17 protein-coding genes and 1 pseudogene are annotated in these 19,056 nt (G+C 41.3%); 16 read left to right on the forward strand and 2 right to left on the reverse strand.

Going from position 1 to position 19,056, the window contains the following annotated elements; translation table 11 throughout:
* Nucleotides 1-7: 7 nt before the first annotated feature.
* Nucleotides 8-454 carry a hypothetical protein gene (locus tag P20652_RS12890; RefSeq protein ID WP_008167094.1) on the reverse strand — a complete coding sequence of 149 codons (447 nt, stop codon included), beginning with the start codon at nucleotides 452-454 and terminating at the stop codon, nucleotides 8-10.
* Nucleotides 455-456: 2 nt separating this feature from the next.
* Nucleotides 457-783, reverse strand: a complete 327-nt coding sequence (locus P20652_RS12885; protein WP_008167096.1) for a hypothetical protein — start codon at nucleotides 781-783, stop codon at nucleotides 457-459.
* 483 nt (nucleotides 784-1,266) lie between these two features.
* On the opposite strand from P20652_RS12885, the gene mraZ reads away from it, so the two are divergent.
* From mraZ to lpxC, 16 genes and pseudogenes are all read left to right on the forward strand, one after another.
* The gene (gene mraZ / locus P20652_RS12880; protein WP_007582904.1) at nucleotides 1,267-1,725 is read left to right on the forward strand and encodes a division/cell wall cluster transcriptional repressor MraZ; all 459 of its coding nucleotides are present in this window, start codon (nucleotides 1,267-1,269) and stop codon (nucleotides 1,723-1,725) included.
* Between the two features lie 28 nt (nucleotides 1,726-1,753).
* A complete protein-coding gene (gene rsmH, locus P20652_RS12875; protein ID WP_008167099.1) occupies nucleotides 1,754-2,692 on the forward strand; it encodes a 16S rRNA (cytosine(1402)-N(4))-methyltransferase RsmH in 939 nt (312 codons plus the stop codon).
* Entirely contained in the window at nucleotides 2,689-3,015 is a 327-nt protein-coding gene (ftsL, locus tag P20652_RS12870; protein WP_007582915.1) for a cell division protein FtsL, read from the forward strand. Before rsmH ends, ftsL begins: the two co-directional genes overlap by 4 nt.
* Nucleotides 3,012-4,829, forward strand: a complete 1,818-nt coding sequence (locus tag P20652_RS12865; protein WP_033017222.1) for a penicillin-binding transpeptidase domain-containing protein — start codon at nucleotides 3,012-3,014, stop codon at nucleotides 4,827-4,829. Before ftsL ends, P20652_RS12865 begins: the two co-directional genes overlap by 4 nt.
* On the forward strand, nucleotides 4,822-6,300 hold the full coding sequence (gene murE / locus P20652_RS12860; protein WP_008167104.1) for a UDP-N-acetylmuramoyl-L-alanyl-D-glutamate--2,6-diaminopimelate ligase: 1,479 nt from the start codon (nucleotides 4,822-4,824) through the stop codon (nucleotides 6,298-6,300). Before P20652_RS12865 ends, murE begins: the two co-directional genes overlap by 8 nt.
* Nucleotides 6,297-7,678 (forward strand): annotated as a pseudogene (murF, locus tag P20652_RS12855) (UDP-N-acetylmuramoyl-tripeptide--D-alanyl-D-alanine ligase). The gene murE and the pseudogene murF overlap by 4 nt, the downstream one beginning before the upstream one ends.
* Nucleotides 7,678-8,760, forward strand: a complete 1,083-nt coding sequence (gene mraY / locus P20652_RS12850) for a phospho-N-acetylmuramoyl-pentapeptide-transferase (protein WP_008167108.1) — start codon at nucleotides 7,678-7,680, stop codon at nucleotides 8,758-8,760. Before murF ends, mraY begins: the two are co-directional and overlap by 1 nt.
* On the forward strand, nucleotides 8,761-10,095 hold the full coding sequence (gene murD, locus P20652_RS12845) for a UDP-N-acetylmuramoyl-L-alanine--D-glutamate ligase (RefSeq protein ID WP_008167109.1): 1,335 nt from the start codon (nucleotides 8,761-8,763) through the stop codon (nucleotides 10,093-10,095). It abuts the gene before it with no gap.
* Nucleotides 10,092-11,267, forward strand: coding sequence for a cell division protein FtsW (gene ftsW / locus P20652_RS12840; protein WP_033017224.1), 1,176 nt, complete (start codon nucleotides 10,092-10,094; stop codon nucleotides 11,265-11,267). Before murD ends, ftsW begins: the two co-directional genes overlap by 4 nt.
* The gene (gene murG, locus P20652_RS12835) at nucleotides 11,264-12,340 is read left to right on the forward strand and encodes an undecaprenyldiphospho-muramoylpentapeptide beta-N-acetylglucosaminyltransferase (RefSeq protein ID WP_008167115.1); all 1,077 of its coding nucleotides are present in this window, start codon (nucleotides 11,264-11,266) and stop codon (nucleotides 12,338-12,340) included. The genes ftsW and murG overlap by 4 nt, the downstream gene beginning before the upstream one ends.
* Nucleotides 12,341-13,792: a UDP-N-acetylmuramate--L-alanine ligase gene (murC, locus tag P20652_RS12830; protein WP_008167116.1), complete on the forward strand. Its 1,452-nt coding sequence runs from the start codon at nucleotides 12,341-12,343 to the stop codon at nucleotides 13,790-13,792. It abuts the gene before it with no gap.
* Nucleotides 13,789-14,709, forward strand: a complete 921-nt coding sequence (locus tag P20652_RS12825; RefSeq protein ID WP_008167118.1) for a D-alanine--D-alanine ligase — start codon at nucleotides 13,789-13,791, stop codon at nucleotides 14,707-14,709. Before murC ends, P20652_RS12825 begins: the two co-directional genes overlap by 4 nt.
* A gap of 1 nt (nucleotide 14,710) precedes the next feature.
* On the forward strand, nucleotides 14,711-15,490 hold the full coding sequence (locus P20652_RS17675) for a cell division protein FtsQ/DivIB (protein ID WP_033017226.1): 780 nt from the start codon (nucleotides 14,711-14,713) through the stop codon (nucleotides 15,488-15,490).
* Entirely contained in the window at nucleotides 15,487-16,719 is a 1,233-nt protein-coding gene (gene ftsA, locus P20652_RS12820) for a cell division protein FtsA (RefSeq protein WP_033017227.1), read from the forward strand. Before P20652_RS17675 ends, ftsA begins: the two co-directional genes overlap by 4 nt.
* A 21-nt stretch (nucleotides 16,720-16,740) precedes the next feature.
* Nucleotides 16,741-17,982: a cell division protein FtsZ gene (gene ftsZ / locus P20652_RS12815; protein ID WP_008167125.1), complete on the forward strand. Its 1,242-nt coding sequence runs from the start codon at nucleotides 16,741-16,743 to the stop codon at nucleotides 17,980-17,982.
* 106 nt (nucleotides 17,983-18,088) lie between these two features.
* Nucleotides 18,089-19,000, forward strand: coding sequence for a UDP-3-O-acyl-N-acetylglucosamine deacetylase (gene lpxC / locus P20652_RS12810; RefSeq protein WP_008167127.1), 912 nt, complete (start codon nucleotides 18,089-18,091; stop codon nucleotides 18,998-19,000).
* Nucleotides 19,001-19,056: the final 56 nt, after the last annotated feature.

A 19,056-nucleotide genomic window follows, 5' to 3' on the forward strand; every position in this document is an offset into this window, starting at 1 on the left:
AATTTCCTTATAAGTTAAACAGCTGTTTCAAGCTTTTAAGTGTTTTACTAAAGCCAATTTTATTACTCAGGTAAACTGTATTTTTCCAAAGCCATGCTAAACAAGCAACTTGCAGCAAAGTAGCTGTTGCAATACTCAGCCATACTGACCCAAAAAGATCATATACACCGTATCCAACAGCACCTAGAAATCCTGCCCACAACAAAACCAAACCACTGGCAAAACAGCCTAAAAATATAGTGATCAATGCAAGCGATCTAAGCGATAACCGCCATTCAGCTTTGGCAAGCTGATGGGTGATCTTTCCTTGAGTTTGGTAATCATCCTTGAGCTGCTTAGAGTACTCTAAAAGCTTTGCAATATGATCTTGCCAATCGTCCTTTTGACTCTGCTGCTCAGTAGTTTGGTTTTGCGCTTCACCATCCTTGGCTGCGTTTGTTTGTGGGTTATTCATCACTACTTACGACGAAATAGTGATGTAATCAGCATACCCGCAGCAAAAGCAATACCCGCGGTTGCTAATGGATTTTCAGAAGCAAATGCACGTGTTTTAGCACTACATTCACTTAACTTTTCACGTGCAATAAGTTGTTTTTCGCTTAGTGCTTCTGCTGAGCTAGAAGCGCCTTTACGAACGCTGCTTTCAGCTGTTGCAGCCTTATTCGAAAGTGCATCTACAGCATCGTGTGCCGCTGACGTTGCTTTCTCTGTAAGCGGAGCTTCGGTGTTTGTTGGCTTAACATCTGAAGTCGTATTTGGTTTAGCGTTTGTTGCAGTAGCCATAATCAATCCTTAATAAGTTAAAATTTAAATAGCGATTTAAATTATGCAACGATTGAACCAAACGTAGGTTTTTATTTAATCTATTGATTTAATTGTTTTTTTGTTTTTATACTTGTTGTTGTTTATTTTTTATTGAAAATAAATAGTAACTATTACCACCTGTCTGAGTAAATTTTACAAAACAGATAAAAAGAGTCAAAAAATTACAAATATTCACTGCTTATTCAGTAAGTCGAGTTTGTAAATAGAAAGTTATCAGAAACAAAGAAAGTTTTTTCTATACTCTTATTTCACTTTTTCCCACGTAATTCAATCGCTTTGCTTAACCCCTTATTTTTTCTAGCTTTGAGACTCGTTAAAGCTGGTCAGCTTACTTGACAAAAAGGCTTGTCAAGCCCTAAACTGGAGCACTGTGGTGAAAAGTGGTTTTTTGTGGATCAAAATAATCAAATGTTGATTAAAATAATTTAAAGCAGGCATTTTATGTTTCGTGGCGCAAGTTCGCTGAGTTTAGATGATAAGGGGCGTTTTGCGGTACCGACCAAGTACCGAGAATCTCTATTGTCTGAAGATCAGGGAACGGTTATTTGTACCGTCGCATTAAATGAGCCGTGTTTATGGCTGTATCCGCTGGCTGAGTGGCTCGAAATAGAAAGCCGGTTAGCTAAAATCTCCAATATGAACCCACGGGCTCGTCGAATGCAACGCATGTTGCTTGGCAATGCTACTGAATATCAACTTGATAAAAATGGTCGAATTTTGCTTGCGCCGTCGTTAAGGGCTCATGCATCGCTTGGCAAAAAAATCATGCTAGTTGGTTTGATGAATAAATTTGAAATTTGGGATGAGGCGCGTTGGCACGAACAAATGCAACAAGATACTGAGCTTGAAAGGCTTGGCGATTTTGAACCTAACCAAGATTTAGATAATTTTACACTCTAACAGCACAAAAAAAGGCAAATATTAGCTAATGACAGCGCAATTTGAACACGTATCCGTATTAATGGACGAAACCATCGATGCCCTCGCAATTAAGCCAGACGGTATATACATGGATGGTACGTTTGGACGTGGCGGCCACTCTGGACAAATATTAGCACGCCTTGGTGATGAAGGTCGCCTGCAAGCAATTGACCAAGATCCACAAGCGATACAGTCAGCTGAAAAATTTGCTGATGATCCACGTTTTGCAATTGCACACACTCGCTTTTCAAACTTATACGAAGTAGCTGAGCAAAACGATCTAATTGGTAAAGTGGATGGCATTTTATTAGACATTGGTGTCTCGTCGCCACAACTTGATGACGCTGCGCGTGGTTTTAGTTTTATGAAAGATGGGCCTCTGGATATGCGTATGGACCCAACAACAGGTCGCAGTGCTGCACAGTGGTTAGCAGAAGCTGAGTTAGATGATATTACTCACGTAATTAAAAAACTGGGTGAAGAAAAATTTGGTAAACGCATTGCACACAAAGTACTCGAAGTTCGTGAGCACACGCCAATCACAACAACAAAGCAACTTGCTGACCTTGTTGATGAAGCCGTACCGGTAAAAGATAAGTTTAAGCACCCTGCAACACGTACTTTTCAGGCGATTCGTATTTACATTAATAGCGAGCTTGAAGAAATTCAAACAGCGCTACAGTCTGCAGTTAAAGTGTTAAAGCCCGGCGGACGTTTAGTGGTGATTTCTTTTCACTCACTAGAGGATCGTATTGTAAAACAGTTTATTAGAAAACAGAGTAGGGGAGAAGTGTTACCCAGAGGTCTGCCGTTAACTGACGCACAAATAAATAAAAATCTGACGTTAAAAGCAGTGGGTAAGGCTATTAAGCCAAGTACTGTTGAAGTAGAGCGTAATCCACGTTCTCGTAGTTCTGTACTTAGGATTGCACAGAGGTTGGGATGAGTAAAAAAGCGAGCTATCGTCAACCCAATTTATTCTTTGAAATATTAAAAGGCCTAGGTGCTAATAAGCTAACCTCGGCCTTATTGGTTGTGATATTCGCTTCTAGTTTGGCTGTTGTGCAAACAACACACTTAGCTCGAGGGCAGCTAATAAAGCAAGACCAATTATTGCAAGAGCGCGATGAACTTGATTTAGAGTGGCGCTACTTACTTGTTGAAGAGGAGTTTTATTCTCAGCATGCGCGTATTGAAGAAGTAGCTATATCACAATTAAAAATGAAACGACCTACCAGTCAAGATGAGCAGGTAATAATAGTACAATGAGAACTAGAGGTAAAAAACCAGTCACTAATTTAATCACATGGCGCTTTATGTTGGTGTGTGTAGTTGTGTTTATGGTATTTGTAACCCTGGTGTCTCGCGCTGCCTATTTACAAGTAATAGAGCCTGATAAAGCCCGTTCAGAAAGTGATAAACGTACTGTACGTGTTGAAAAGCTTCATGTACAACGCGGAATGATTTTTGACCGCAATGGCAAAGAACTAGCGGTAAGTGTGCCTGTTGTAAGTGTATATGCTGATCCTAAAGCATTACATAAATCGCTTGTTTCTAAAGTAATCAAACAAGCACGTAAAAGCGGCGAAGATCACTTATCATTAACTGAAAATATCGCTGAGCTTGATAAACGTACTGCACTTTATTATAAAAACGATTTACGCTGGCGTGAGCTCGCTGATGTACTGCGTATTGATCCTAAAAAGATTAACTCTCGACTTTTAAATGATCCTTCTCGTCGTTTTGTGTATTTAAAACGCCAAGTTACTCCTGCTGTTGCAAATTATATCGGTGATTTACGCCTACCTGGCATCCATTTACTTGATGAATCTAAACGCTATTACCCTGCAGGTGAAGTTACCGCGCATGTTATTGGTTTTACTAATATAGACGGCAAGGGCATTGAAGGCATTGAAAAGCTCTACGAAAATGCGTTAACGGGCGAGGAAGGCCGCCGTACCATTCGTAAAGACGCACAAGGGCGTGAGGTAGAAGTACTTGACGAACGAGAACGTGTAGAGCCAGAAAGTATAGAACTTAGTATTGACCAACGAATTCAAGCTATTGCGTATAAGGCCGTAAAATCAGCAGTACTAACTTATAAAGCTACATCGGGCTCAGCTATGGTGGTTGATGTTAAAACTGGTGAAGTACTGGCAATGGTAAATAGCCCTTCATTTAATCCAAATAATTTAAGCGATGCTGCCCCGCATAAGCGTCGTAACCGCGCAATTACCGATTTGTTTGAACCAGGCTCAACTGTTAAGCCTCTAGCCATTTTGGCTGGGCTAGACTACGGCGCCATTCAGGTAGATGACACGATTGATACCTACCCAGGTTGGATGCGTTTAGGGGGAAGTTTAGTCCAAGATACGCGTAACCATGGTGAAATGTCACTACGAGAAATACTAAAATATTCGTCGAATATGGGGGTGACTAAAGTCACTCAGTTGGTACCAAAAGACTACCTGGTTGGTTTGTTTCAAAAGGTTGGGTTCGGATCTGATTCAGGCACGGGTATGGTAGGTGAAAGCAGTGGTTTATTTTACCCAAACCGTCGTTGGTCTGATCACGAAATTGCTGCATTGTCATTTGGTTACAATATTGCTGTTAGTACTGCGCAAATGGCTCGCTTTTATGCCATGTTAGGCGCCGGAGGGGTTAACAGGCCGCTCACTGTATTAAAGCAAGATTCCATCCCTGAAGGGGATCGTGTTTTTCAACAGCAAGATGTTGAAGCGGTAGTACACATGATGGAAAGCGTATTTGAAAGTGGCGGCACAGCACATAACGTTAAAGTTGATGGTTATCGTGCCGCGGGTAAAACGGGTACTTCTAAAAAAGCCGCAGTAGGTGGTTACGGTGATGAATATGTGGGTTATTTTGCAGGCGTGGCGCCAGCAAGTAACCCTCGTTTAGCTGTGGTAGTGATGATTAATGAACCAGGTGGTGATGTTTACTATGGAGGTGCCACCGCTGGCCCTGCATTTGCAGAAATCATCTCTAACGCATTAAGAATATTAAACGTAGCGCCTGACAAGGAAGAGGTTGCGTACGTGAAAGGTAAAGACAACGATGCGTGATTTAAAGGATATTTTAAAATACATCGAAATAGATGCGCCCTCGCAGTTGGTTAATCATTTGCGATTAGATAGCCGAGATGTCAGCCCTGGCGATGTATTTGTAGCAATAAAAGGCCATGAGTTAGATGGCGGGCAGTTTATAGCTAAAGCAATTGAAAATGGTGCTGTGGCTGTTATTGCCGATAGACTTTGCGAGTTTGATGTTCAATTTGAACCGCTTTACTTAGTATCTGAGCTTGGTAAAAAGCTGGCTGAACTTGCGAGTCAATTTTACAACCAGCCTAGCCACAGCCTTGATTTAATTGGCGTAACCGGCACAAACGGCAAATCAACGACCACGGCTATGATTGCTCATCTAGCGCAGTACTGTAATACGCGCTCAGCAATTATTGGAACGTTGGGTTTTGGTCACCCGGATAATTTAACGCCGCTCATTAATACCACACCTTCAACGGTTGATTTACAGCATATTTTGAGCGATTTAAATTCGCAGCATAAAAAGCTGGTAGCCATGGAAGTGTCATCTCATGGGTTAGTGCAGCAGCGCGTTGCAAAGTGTGAGTTTAAAGCAGCTGTGTTTACTAATCTTTCGCGCGATCATCTAGATTACCATGGTGATATGGCAAGTTACGGTGATGCGAAACTAATGCTTTTCCGTGACTTTGAGCCGCAAGTTGTAGTGCTTAATCAAGATGATTCTCAAGCTGAGCAATGGCTTGAAAAGTATGATTTTAATGACCTCATTTGTTATGGCCGCAAAAACTTAGCTCCTAAGAATGCCCGATACGTTTATTTTTCTGATGTTGAATATTCAAGTGAAGGTATTTCAGCGCAGTTATCGACGAGTTGGGGTGGTATGTCGATTAAATCGCCGCTGTTTGGCGAATTCAACTTATATAACTTAACGGCAGCGCTCGCTACATTATTAGGGCTTGGTTATCCGCTTGAGCAATTAGTTGCAGGTTGTGCGCAGTTACAGCCAGTCGCTGGTCGAATGCAAGCATTTAGCCAAACAGGCATGCCAACGTGTGTTGTTGATTACGCACATACACCCGATGCGCTTGCGCTTGCATTACAGGCATTGCAGCTACATGTGCCAGGTGGTGTAAGTTGTGTATTTGGCTGTGGTGGTGATAGAGATAAAGGTAAGCGTGCATTAATGGCGCAAGCTGCTGAGCAAAACGCTAATAAAGTGATTATTACCAGTGATAACCCTCGCTCGGAAAACCCTAATGATATTATTGCTGATGTGGCTGGCGGTTTAGTAAGTCCTCAAAATGCACATTTAGAGGCTGATAGAGCAACTGCAATTCGTTTTGCTATAGAAAATGCTACAGCTGATGACGTTATTTTGATTGCAGGTAAAGGCCACGAAGATTATCAAATTATAGGCGATAAGCGAATCGACTTTTGCGATCGCCGGTATGTACAAGAACAACTAAAAAAAGCAGTAAGAGGGATAACACAATGATCCCAATGGATTTTGATTGGTTAGCTAATGTGCTAACAACCGATTATCAAGGTGATAATCAACACGTGCTTAATATAAATACTGATACTCGTACAGTGTGCGATGGAGAAGTGTTTTTAGCACTTAAAGGGCCAAATTTTGATGGGCATAAATTTATAGCTGAAGCTAAACAAAAAGGCGCTATTGGCGTTATTGTTCAGCACAAAGTTAATGTAGATATTCCACAATTTATAGTAAGCGATACACGTATTGCACTAGGTGCAATTGGTACTGCTGTTATGGCGCAAGTGGCGCCTAAAACAATTGCAATTACAGGGAGTGTAGGCAAAACCACCGTAAAAGAAATGTGTGCGGCAATTTTGTCTGTTCACGGTGATGTATTAGCTACTAAAGGTAATTTTAATAACGATATTGGCGTGCCACTAACATTGTTACGCTTAGAGCCACAACATCGCTTTGCAGTAATTGAGCTAGGTGCAAATCATTTAGGTGAAATTGCGTACACCACTGCAATGACAAAACCAGATGTAGCCGTCGTATGTAATGTTGCAGCGGCTCACTTAGAAGGTTTTGGTAGCTTAATGGGCGTTGCTAAAGCTAAAGGTGAAATTTTTGACGGCCTAAAAGATGACGGCGTTGCGATTGTTAACTGCGACAGTGAGTTTAGCCAGTATTGGTTAGATAAGCTTGAAGGGCGTAATGTTAAACGTTTTTCTACGACCGAAAAGCTAGACATTTGGGCAGAGAACATCACGCTTGATGCCAATGCGCGAGCGAGTTTTACGCTTTGCACTAAAAACAAGCAAGTACCTGTTACTTTGGCGCTACCTGGTAAGCACAATATTAGTAATGCACTTATTGCAGCAGCACTGACCAGTGAATTTGATGTAACCCTTGAAGAAATAGCCAATGCGCTTGCTACAATGGGTGATGTAAAAGGGCGCGTTAATTTAATTGAAGTATCTGATTTACTCACCGTGGTTGATGATACCTATAATGCCAATGTTAAGTCGGTAAAGGCTGCGATTGACTTGTTAAGTGATATACATGGTCACCGTATTTTAGCACTCGGGGACATGGGTGAGCTAGGTGAAGATGCACGTAAGTACCATCAAGAAGTTGGCGAGTATGCACTTGAGCAAGGGATTGATGAGTTATTTACATTAGGCGTATTAAGTAAATACGCAAGTGATGTGTTTGAACTCCCTAATCGCCACTTTTCGAGCCGCGAACAAATGCAGCAAAAAATTCAAGAAAGTATTAATAAAGTGAATAAAAAACAACAATAGTAGTGAAAGGATCGCGCAGTTCTCGCATGGAATTATTAGTAACCGATTTAGTTAATGGCCAGCAACAAGCCATCAATGGAGTATCATAATGTTAGTTTGGCTGGCAGAGTATTTAACACAGTATTTTAGTGGTTTTCATGTTTTTTCGTATTTAACGCTACGTGCCATTTTAGGTATTTTAACTGCGCTAATTATGTCTCTTTATTTAGGGCCTAAATTAATTAGTGGTTTACAACGTATGCAAATAGGTCAAACAGTTCGCGACGATGGTCCACAATCGCATTTGTCTAAGTCGGGTACACCGACTATGGGTGGCTTACTTATTTTAGCGGCTATTTTTACCAGCACGCTACTTTGGGCCGATTTATCAAATAAATACGTGTGGGCAACACTGTTTGTAATTGGCTCTTTAGGTATTGTTGGCTTTGTTGATGATTACCGTAAAGTTATTCGTAAAGATCCAAAAGGTTTAATTGCTAAGTGGAAGTACTTTTGGCAATCGGTCATTGCATTAGTTGTCGCTACTGCTTTGTATTTTACCAGTGCACAAGCGTCTGAAACATCTCTTGTTGTTCCATTTTTTAAAGACGTATTACCGCAATTAGGTTTGTTTTATATTGTGCTTACGTATTTTGCGATAGTAGGTACCTCTAATGCTGTAAACCTAACTGATGGACTGGATGGCCTAGCTATTGTACCCACTATTTTAGTGGCTTCTGCACTGGCAATTATTGCTTATTTAACGGGTAACATTAACTTTTCGGCTTACTTACATATACCACATTTACCATTGGCGAGTGAGCTTGTGGTTGTGTGTACCGCCATTGTAGGTGCAGGGCTTGGCTTTTTATGGTTTAACACTTACCCAGCACAAGTATTTATGGGCGATGTTGGTTCATTAGCACTCGGTGGGGCATTAGGTATTATTGCTGTGTTAGTTCGCCAAGAGTTACTGCTTATTATTATGGGCGGTGTGTTCGTTATGGAAGCACTATCGGTCATATTACAAGTTGGCTCGTATAAGCTGCGAGGGCAACGAATTTTTAGAATGGCACCAATCCATCATCATTACGAATTAAAGGGTTGGCCAGAGCCGCGCGTTATTGTGCGCTTTTGGATTATTTCTATTGTGCTAGTACTCGCTGGCCTAGCGACATTAAAGATTCGATAAATGCAGTATTTAAACGAGATAAAAAGTAAACATATAACAGTGCTCGGACTCGGTGTAACCGGTCTGGGCATTGTGCGTTTTTTATTATCTCAAGGTTTTACACCCAAAGTAGTTGATAGCCGAGCAAACCCACCCGGGATTGATTGGTTAAAAGAGCATGCGCCAATTCTAGATACCCACTTTGGTGATTTGGATGATGCAGAGCTTTGCTCAAGCGATATGATTATTATAAGCCCTGGACTTAGCTTAAAAATACCAGCTGTTGCAGATGCAATTAACGCAGATGTTGAAGTGATTGGCGACGTTGAGTTATTTGCACGTATTAATACAAAGCCTGTTGTTGCAGTAACGGGATCTAACGGTAAATCAACCGTGGTTACACTCGCTTATGACGTGTTAAAAGAAGCAGGCTATAAAGTTGCTTTGGGTGGGAATATTGGCACAGCGGTGCTTGATTTACTCAATGATGATTTTGATGTGTATGTACTTGAGTTATCGAGTTTTCAGCTAGATACCACCACGAGTTTAAAGCCGATAAGTGCCACAGTCTTAAATGTGTCTGAAGATCATCTTGACCGCTACGACAGTTACCAAGCTTATATAGATTCAAAGCTTAGTATTTATAATTTCGCAGAGCTTATTATTGTCAATGCAGACGATAGTCAAACACATCCAGTTGAGCGCGATACGGCCCCTCAAATTAACTTTGGTGCTCAACAAGGTGATTACCATTTAGCGCTGCACAATGGCGAAACTCACTTTATAGTTAAAGGCGAAGCTTTTTTACCTGTAAGTACGCTTAGAGTAGTGGGTAAGCATAATTATTTAAATACGCTTGCAGTAATGGCGCTCTTAAGTCCGTTTGCAGTAAGCAAAGAGCAATATAAAAACGCGTTAGGTCAATTTAATGGGTTGGCTCATCGCTGCCAATTTGTAGCTGAGCTTAACGGTGTAAAGTATTTTAACGATTCAAAAGCGACCAATGTTGGAGCAACCATAGCTGCAATAGATAGCTTGGCTAGTGACGGTGAAAATCTGGTTGTTATTGCTGGTGGCGATGCCAAAGGCGCTGATTTAAATGCGCTTAAACCCTACATAGAACAGCATGTAAAAGCATTAATTTGTTTTGGTAAAGATGCAAGTGACTTAGCCGCGATTACCAATAAGAGCTATTTAACTAATAATATGGAAGAAGCTGTTACTTTGGCAAACGTACTTAGCAGTACAGGTAATATTGTTTTATTAGCACCAGCATGTGCCAGCATTGATATGTATAACAACTACATGCAACGCGGTGACGACTTTATTCAATGTGTTATGGCGCAGCAATCATGATTGCTTTTGCCGATATAAGAGATGCATTAACGCCCAAGCCTTCGGCGCAGTTATACGATGTACCGCTATTGTACTGCGTCATAATGTTAATTGGTGTTGGTTTTATCATGGTAACCAGCGCATCAATGCCTACAGCAGAGCGACTGTTTAATGACCCGTACCATATCACTATTCGTCATGGTATGTTTTTGGCAATGGCTTTTGTACTTTTTTGGATCACCGCTTGCGTACCCATGGATTGGTGGAAACGATCAAATCCTTATTTATTAATATTGGGGATGGTGCTATTAATTGCGGTTTTAATTATTGGTCGTGAGGTGAATGGTGCAAAAAGGTGGATACCTATAGGGCCTATTGGATTTCAGGTGGCAGAGGCCGCTAAATTATACTTTTTTAGTTACATAGCAGGTTACTTAGTAAGAAAGCGCGAAGAAGTACAAGAAAACATTAAAGGTTTTGCAAAACCTATTGCGGTATTTGCGGTATATGCGTTGCTTATTTTATTACAGCCCGATCTAGGTACAGTCGTTGTTATGTTTGTAACAACCGTTGGTTTATTGTTTTTAGCCGGTGCTAAGTTGTGGCAATTTTTTGTGCTTATTTTAACGGGAATAGGTTTAGTTGTATTACTTATAATTGTTGAGCCGTATCGTATGGCGCGGGTTGTTGGCTTTTTAGATCCCTGGGATGATCCCTTTGGTAAAGGCTATCAACTCGTTCAATCATTAATGGCTTACAGTCAAGGTGGTTGGTTTGGTCAAGGCTTAGGTAACAGTGTACAAAAACTGCAATATTTACCTGAAGCGCATAATGACTTTATTTTTGCCGTTATAGGTGAAGAACTTGGCTTAATAGGCGTTGTAAGTATTTTAATGGTACTAGCTACTTTAGTATTTAGAGCGTTATTAATTGGTCAACAAGCACTAAAATGCGGTAAAGAATACGAAGGTTACTTTGCATTTGCTATTGGCATTTGGTTTGCTTTTCAAACCATGGTGAATGTAGGTGCAAGTGCGGGTATTTTACCAACTAAGGGTTTAACCCTGCCGTTTATTTCTTATGGTGGCTCAAGCTTGTTAATTATGACGATTGCCACAGGTATTTTATTACGCGTAGATTTTGAGACTAAAATGGCAACCAAACAAGCCACCTCACGCGGAGGTAAGCGATGAGTAAAAAATTAGTAGTAGTGGCAGGCGGTACGGGCGGACACATTTTTCCCGGTATTGCAGTAGCCGATTATTTAAAACAGCAGGGTTGGCAAGTTAGCTGGATCGGCACACCAGATCGAATGGAAGCGAGCGTTGTACCTAAGCATAATATAGATATTGATTTTATTAATGTAAAAGGTGTTCGTGGTAACGGTTTAAAGCGTCTTATTAAAGCCCCATTCATGGTAATTAATGCAGTATTGCAGGCGCGTAAGGTATTGAAAGAACAGCGTCCTGATGTAGTACTCGCAATGGGCGGTTATGTTACGGGTCCAACGGGAATTGCCGCAAAAAGTTTAGGTATCCCGCTGGTTATTCACGAGCAAAACGCTGTAGCGGGTATGAGCAATAAACTATTAGCTAAGGTGGCTACACGTGTATTAGCTGCATTTCCAAGTGCTTTTGCACAGGGTCAAGCCGAACTAGTAGGTAATCCAGTTCGCCAAAGCGTTATGAATATAGCCAAACGCGATGTATCAAGTCCTATTAACATTTTAGTGGTTGGTGGGTCGCTTGGTGCACAAGTGCTTAATCAAACATTACCAGAAGCATTTAAAGTACTAAATAATACAGCTCCTATAAGCGTGTGGCATCAAACAGGTAAGGGTCATTTATCTACTGTAGAAACAGCTTATAAAATGCATAGCTTTGCGGATGGCAATGCAAAAATAGCTGAATTTATTGATGATATGGATGCAGCATATAGCTGGGCTGACATTGTTGTTTGCCGTGCGGGTGCATTAACTGTTAGCGAAATTGCAGCGGCAGGTAAAATGGCCGTTTTTGTTCCGTTTCCACATGCCGTGGACGACCATCAAACAGCGAACGCACAATATTTAGTAATGGCTAATGGCGCATTATTAATGCCACAAGGGCAGTTTAATAAACAATCTATAGTTGAACTTTTAAGCCCGTACTTAGCCCAACCTTCATTAATTACTGAAATGGCTACAAATGCAAAAAAACAAGCCATTTTAGATGCCACAGCAAGCGTAGCTGCGCACTGTGAGCAAGTAACAAATAAGAGAAAATAAGTGAAAGAAACGTCAGTACAAGAAAAACACACACGCCCTGCAATGCGCCGAATAGAAACCATCCACTTTATTGGTATTGGTGGAGCGGGTATGGGCGGTATTGCTGAAGTACTCGCTTTTGAAGGCTATCGTATTACAGGATCAGACATTGCCCATAGTGCTATGACAGATCGTTTAATTAAAGCCGGTGCTGAAGTATTTATTGGTCATCATGAAAATAATGTAAAAGATGCCAACGTGGTTGTTGTTTCAAGTGCGATTGATGAAACCAATCCAGAAATTATTGCAGCAAAAGCAGCAAGAGTTCCCGTTGTACGCCGTGCAGAAATGCTCGCAGAGCTGATGCGTTTTAGGCACGGTATAGCGATTGCCGGTACGCATGGCAAAACAACAACAACAAGTTTAATTGCGAGCATTTATGGACAAGCAGGGCTCGATCCGACGTTTATTATTGGTGGCTTGTTAAATAGCGCAGGTAGTAACGCAAAAGTAGGCAAAAGTGATTTTTTGATAGCTGAAGCTGATGAAAGCGACGCATCGTTCTTACATTTGCAGCCTATGGTATCAGTGATCACAAATATTGAAGAGGATCACATGGAAACTTATGGCGGCAGTCTTGAAAAAATGAAAGACACTTATGTGGATTTCATTCACAACCTGCCGTTTTATGGTTTAGCTGTTGTATGTATTGATTCTGAAGTTGCTGCTGAGCTTATCCCGCGCTTTGGTCGCCCAGTTATCACGTATGGCGAATCGAAGGATGCTGATTACCGCATGAGCGACTTTAGCCAATCAGCTAATACGTGCACATTTACAGTAACTAACAAGCAAGGTGAGTGTTTAACTGCCACGTTGAATATGCCTGGTAGACACAATGCGCTTAATGCTACAGCTGCGATTGCTGTGGCAAAAGATCAAAATATTGCTAACTATGCAATTTTAGAAGCATTGCAAAATTTTGAAGGTATTGGTCGACGTTTTCAGCATTACGGTGACTTTGAAAACGAACGCGGCAATGTGATGTTAGTTGATGATTACGGGCATCACCCTTCAGAAGTCGCAGCAACGATAGCAGCAATTCGTGAAGGGTGGCCGGATAAGCGTTTAGTTATGGTGTATCAACCGCATCGATTTACACGTACGCGTGACTTGTACGAGGATTTTGTAAAAGTATTAGCGGATGTGGATCAGTTATTATTACTCGATGTATATAGCGCCGGCGAGGAGCCAATTGTAGGAGCAGATAGCAAAAGCCTATGCCGTAGCTTACGCCAACGTGGTAAAGAGCCGTTACATGTAGCTTCAAGTTCAGAGCTTGCAGGCGCGTTAGCCGACTGCTTACAAAATAATGATTTAGTATTAACCCAAGGTGCAGGTAATATAGGGCAATTAGTAAAAGCTTTAGCTGCAACGGGTATGTCGATAGAAAAACTTAAACAAGGTGAAGTATGACTCAGGCAAATGCACAATTTGGAAAAGTAGCGGTGTTGTTAGGTGGAAACTCAGCAGAGCGTGAAGTGTCATTAAAATCTGGTCAGGCTGTTTTAAATGCACTACAAAATTGCGGTGTTGACGCAATTGCGTTTGATCCACAAAGTCGTTCTTTATGGGAATTAAAAGAGTTAAATGTAGAGCGAGTGTTTATTGCTCTGCATGGTCGTGGCGGCGAAGATGGTACGGTACAAGGTGCACTTGAATTTATGAACCTACCTTATACAGGCAGTAATGTATTAGGTTCGGCACTTGCTATGGATAAAATTCGCTGTAAGCATTTATTTAAATCAGCGGGCTTGAGTACCGCACCTTATGCTGTTGTTGATGCAAAGAAAGGTTTTGATGCAACCGCGATAATGAATAAATTTAAAAAAGTAATGGTTAAGCCATCGCACGAAGGTTCAAGTATAGGGATGGCACAAGCAAGCACAGCACAAGAACTTGAAGAAGCACTGGCCAACGCATTTAAGTTTGACAGCCAAGTGCTTGTTGAGCAATGGATTACAGGCAGAGAATTTACCATTACTGTGTTAGGCGACGATGTACAGCCTGTCATTGAAATGACGACACCAAATGGTTTTTACGATTACCAAGCTAAGTATCAATCAAATACAACGCAGTATCATTGCCCTGCAGATTTATCAGAGCAAGATACTAAGTACTTACAAGCTATATCGCTAGATGCATTTGATTTAGTGGGCGCTAGTGGCTGGGGTCGTGTTGATGCGATGCAAGACGAGCAAGGTAACTTTTATCTTCTTGAAGTAAATACAGTGCCAGGAATGACCGAAAAGTCCTTAGTGCCTATGGCGGCAAAAGCAAATGGGGCAAGTTTTGAGCAATTAGTTGTTCGCATTTTGGAGCAAACCCTTTAATATGCATCCCCTTTTAGAAAAAGCGCGACAAATCAAACAGCAACTAAATTGGTCGCTGATTTTTGGGGTCAGTTTTTTTCTGCTTGTGGTTATTAGTTTAGTACAAATAACCAAGGGTGTGTCTGATTGGTTAGTTGAGAATAAAGATGCCCAGATAAAGCATTTAACGGTGCAAGGGGATCCAAGGTACACCGATGAAACCGCAATAATAAAAGCAATAAAAAAAGCGGACTTAAGTAGTTTTTTTGAGCTAGATGTAAAGCATGTACAACAATTAGTGCAAGATCTACCTTGGGTTTCTACTGTTTCGGTACGTAAACAATGGCCTGATACAATACAAGTATATGTTGTTGAACACGAAGTGGTAGCACATTGGAATAGCGATCTATTACTTAACCAAAGTGGTCTAGCATTTGAAGCTAGTAGCGATAAAATAGAGAATGATTTACCCCAGTTATTTGGACCAGAGGGCAGCGAAGAAGAAGCGTGGATTGCTTTTAAGCAATTTGATGAAATGCTAAGAGTTAATGGTCTAACGTTAACAAGTTTAGCATTGTCGGAGCGATTTTCTTGGCAACTTTGGCTAGATAACGGAATACGTCTAAATTTAGGGCGTAAAGATAAAGCCAAGCGTGTACAACGTTTTATAGACGTTTATCCACGAGTGGAACAACGTGCAGATGCACAAATAGATACAATAGATTTACGGTATGATACCGGCCTTGCAGTGAGCTTTAAACCAGTGCAAGAAGAACAAATACAAAATAAGAGTAAGGCATGACTAAGTCAGCAGAAAGAAACCTCGTGATTGGATTAGACGTTGGCACCTCGAAAGTGGTTGCCACGGTAGGTGAAATCACCGCAGATAACAAGCTCAGCATTGTTGGTGTGGGCAGCCAAGTATCTCATGGAATGGATAAAGGCGGCGTTAACGATTTAAACTTAGTGTCTGAGTCTATTCGCCGAGCAATAGACGAGGCCGAGTTGATGGCTGATTGTCGTATTAGCTCTGTGTATTTGGGTATTTCTGGTAAGCATATACAGTGCCAAAACGAAAGTGGTGTAGTAGCAATTAACAACACCGAAGTCACTGAAGAAGATATTGAAAATGTAATTCATATTGCGCGCTCTGTGCCTATTTCGGCAGAGCGTAAAATGCTACACGCATTACCACAAGAATATAGTATTGATATGCAAGAAGGGATTAAAAACCCACTTGGCATGAGCGGCGTGCGCATGGAAGCACGTGCACACATCATTACGTGCTCAAATGATATGGCAAAAAATATCGAAAAATGCGTAGAGCGCTGCGGTCTTGAAGTCGATCAACTAATTTTTACTGCATTAGCGTCGTGTTATTCTGTGCTAACAGATGACGAAAAAGAGCTAGGTGTTGCAGTACTTGATATTGGTGGTGGTACAATGGATATCACGATTTATATCAATGGTGCACTTCGCCACTCTGCTGTTATTCCTGTGGCGGGCAACCAAGTGACGGGTGATATTGCAAAAATATTTCGCACACCTATATCACATGCAGAGTCACTCAAAGTACAATACGCATGTGCAAGCAGCCAAATGGCAAGTAGTGAAGACACGATTGAAGTACCAAGTGTAGGCGGACGACCAGCAAGATTGATGTCTCGCCATACATTATCTGAAGTGGTAGAGCCTCGTTTTAGAGAATTATTTGAGCTTGCGATGGAAGAAATTCGTCGTTCAGGCTTAGAAGACCAAATTGCGGCAGGACTCGTTATTACAGGCGGGACTGCTAAAATGACTGGCGCGATGGAAGTGGCAGAAGATATTTTCCAAATGCCAGTAAGAATAGGTAAACCAATCGGGATGGTTGGTTTGACAGACTATGTAGATGATCCTTCATACGCAACCGCTGTTGGTTTGTTACAATACGGACGTACTATGCAATCGATGAATGCACAAAAGTCGAAAGCAGAGGATAACAATAATTGGTGGAGCCGCATTACTAAATGGTTCCAAGGCGAGTTTTAATACTCAAGTCGGAGAGTAAACATGTTTGATATAATGGAACAACACAGCGAAGAAGCTGTAATAAAAGTAATCGGCGTGGGCGGTGGTGGCGGTAACGCTGTTGAGCACATGGTAAAAAAACAAATAGAAGGTGTGCGTTTTATAGCCGCTAATACTGATGCACAAGCATTACGTAACTCTGCTGCCGATATTACAGTTCAACTAGGTACGCAAATAACCTCTGGGTTAGGTGCGGGCGCAAATCCAGAAGTAGGTCGTCAATCGGCTGAAGAAGATGCAGATACAATTCGTGCCAGCCTCGAAGGGGCCGACATGGTATTTATTGCAGCAGGCATGGGCGGTGGTACTGGTACTGGCGCAGCACCTGTAGTGGCTAAAATTGCTAAAGAACTTGGTATTTTAACGGTTGCAGTTGTAACACGTCCTTTTGATTTTGAAGGTAAAAAACGTGCAGCAGCCGCTGAACAAGGCATTAATGAATTGTCAGAAATTGTAGATTCACTTATTACAATTCCGAACAATAAACTGCTTAAAGTTTTAGGAAAAGGGACTACACTTCTAGATGCCTTCGCTAAAGCTAATGACGTATTATATGGTGCGGTACAAGGTATAGCAGAGCTGATTACACGTTCTGGTTTAATTAACGTGGATTTCGCTGATGTTAGAACTGTAATGTCTGCAATGGGTACTGCAATGATGGGAACGGCGTCTGCGTCAGGTCCTGATCGTGCACAAGAGGCTGCAGAAGCGGCTATCTCAAGCCCACTACTAGAAGACGTTGATTTAACAGGTGCTAAAGGTATCTTAGTTAATATCACCGCAGGTATGGACATTGCGATTGAAGAATTTGAAATTGTTGGTAACCACGTTAAAGCGCTTGCGTCAGAAAACGCAACAGTGGTTGTTGGTGCGGTAATTGATCCAGAAATGACTGATGAGCTACGTGTAACGGTTGTTGCAACTGGTTTAGGCGGTGATCGTCGTCCACAGTTTGGTGTTGTTGATAACGGCTTTAAAAAAGCATCGGGTTCTGACGTTGCAAATACATTAAACCAAACGAGTAGTATGTACGTACCAAGCTTTGCAAGCCAAGATACAAAAACTGAAGAAAATACTGCTACAGCGCAAAGCAAAGAAAAAGCGCCTTCAACGAGTACAAGTAGTGGTTCAAGTTCTTCAGCACAAAATAGTAAAAAAGCGGATAAATCAGAAGGCGGTGATTATTTTGATATCCCAGCTTTTTTACGTAAACAGGCAGATTAACATTTAATAATACTTTTGTTTGAAATATGGTCAAATATTGAAGGGCGAAAGCATTTATGATACACTCCGCCGTCTAACTGTAACTGATTTAAAAGTGAGCGAACCTATGATTAAACAGCGTACGATTGCAGAAGTAGTCAAAGCCATAGGAATTGGACTTCATAAAGGTGAGAAGGTCACAATAACTCTCCGACCTGCGAGCGCAAATACTGGGATTGTATTTCGTCGTGTCGACCTTGATCCGGTTGTTGATTTTGAAACAACACCTGAAGCCGTTGGTGATACGCAGTTGTGTACCTGTTTAATTAACAAAGATGGTGTTCGCTTATCGACTACTGAGCATCTTATTGCAGCGGTTGCTGCAATGGGAATTGATAATCTAATTGTAGAATTAGACAGCTCAGAAGTGCCAATTATGGATGGTAGTGCATTACCATTCATATATCTGTTACAAAAAGGCGGAATTGAAGAACAAAACGTTGCTAAACGCTTTATCCGTATTAAAGAAAAAGTACGCATTGAAGAAGGTGATAAGTGGGCTGAAGTTGAACCATATGATGGTTTTCATATCGACTTTGAGATTGCATTTAACCACCCAGCTATCAATGAAAGTCGCCAACGTATTGGATTGGATATTACCACGCAAAGCTTTATTGAAGAAATTAGCCGTGCGCGTACTTTTGGATTTATGAAAGATATTGAATACATGCATGCAAACAACCTAGCGCTAGGTGGTAGCATGGATAGTGCAGTAGTACTTGATGAATTCAAAGTTTTAAATCCTAACGGCTTACGTTATAACGATGAGTTTGTTAAGCACAAGATATTAGACTGTGTTGGTGACATGTTTATGACAGGTCATAATATTTTAGGTAAAGTAACTGCATTTAAATCGGGTCATGATTTAAATAATAAATTACTTCGTAAAATTATGGCAACAGAGTCAGCATGGGAGTGGGCAACATTTGAAACGCCTGTGACGATGCCTGCACCCGGTCTTGAGTTAGCTCCTGCCTAAAAAATAGTAAAAGTACAGCTTACAAACAGTTAAAAAAATGACGCTAATCAGCGTCA

Origin of the sequence: Pseudoalteromonas sp. BSi20652 (assembly GCF_000239855.1) — a bacterium.
Taxonomy (GTDB): domain Bacteria; phylum Pseudomonadota; class Gammaproteobacteria; order Enterobacterales; family Alteromonadaceae; genus Pseudoalteromonas.

Coding starts and splice junctions, on each gene's coding strand:
- lpxC (WP_008167127.1), top strand. CDS start 18,089: ATGATTAAACAGCGTACGATTGCAGAAGTAGTCAAAGCCATAGGAATT.
- P20652_RS12825 (WP_008167118.1), top strand. CDS start 13,789: ATGACTCAGGCAAATGCACAATTTGGAAAAGTAGCGGTGTTGTTAGGT.
- P20652_RS17675 (WP_033017226.1), top strand. CDS start 14,711: ATGCATCCCCTTTTAGAAAAAGCGCGACAAATCAAACAGCAACTAAAT.
- mraY (WP_008167108.1), top strand. CDS start 7,678: ATGTTAGTTTGGCTGGCAGAGTATTTAACACAGTATTTTAGTGGTTTT.
- P20652_RS12865 (WP_033017222.1), top strand. CDS start 3,012: ATGAGAACTAGAGGTAAAAAACCAGTCACTAATTTAATCACATGGCGC.
- ftsA (WP_033017227.1), top strand. CDS start 15,487: ATGACTAAGTCAGCAGAAAGAAACCTCGTGATTGGATTAGACGTTGGC.
- murD (WP_008167109.1), top strand. CDS start 8,761: ATGCAGTATTTAAACGAGATAAAAAGTAAACATATAACAGTGCTCGGA.
- murE (WP_008167104.1), top strand. CDS start 4,822: ATGCGTGATTTAAAGGATATTTTAAAATACATCGAAATAGATGCGCCC.
- ftsZ (WP_008167125.1), top strand. CDS start 16,741: ATGTTTGATATAATGGAACAACACAGCGAAGAAGCTGTAATAAAAGTA.
- ftsL (WP_007582915.1), top strand. CDS start 2,689: ATGAGTAAAAAAGCGAGCTATCGTCAACCCAATTTATTCTTTGAAATA.
- mraZ (WP_007582904.1), top strand. CDS start 1,267: ATGTTTCGTGGCGCAAGTTCGCTGAGTTTAGATGATAAGGGGCGTTTT.
- rsmH (WP_008167099.1), top strand. CDS start 1,754: ATGACAGCGCAATTTGAACACGTATCCGTATTAATGGACGAAACCATC.
- P20652_RS12885 (WP_008167096.1), bottom strand. CDS start 783: ATGGCTACTGCAACAAACGCTAAACCAAATACGACTTCAGATGTTAAG.
- P20652_RS12890 (WP_008167094.1), bottom strand. CDS start 454: ATGAATAACCCACAAACAAACGCAGCCAAGGATGGTGAAGCGCAAAAC.
- ftsW (WP_033017224.1), top strand. CDS start 10,092: ATGATTGCTTTTGCCGATATAAGAGATGCATTAACGCCCAAGCCTTCG.
- murG (WP_008167115.1), top strand. CDS start 11,264: ATGAGTAAAAAATTAGTAGTAGTGGCAGGCGGTACGGGCGGACACATT.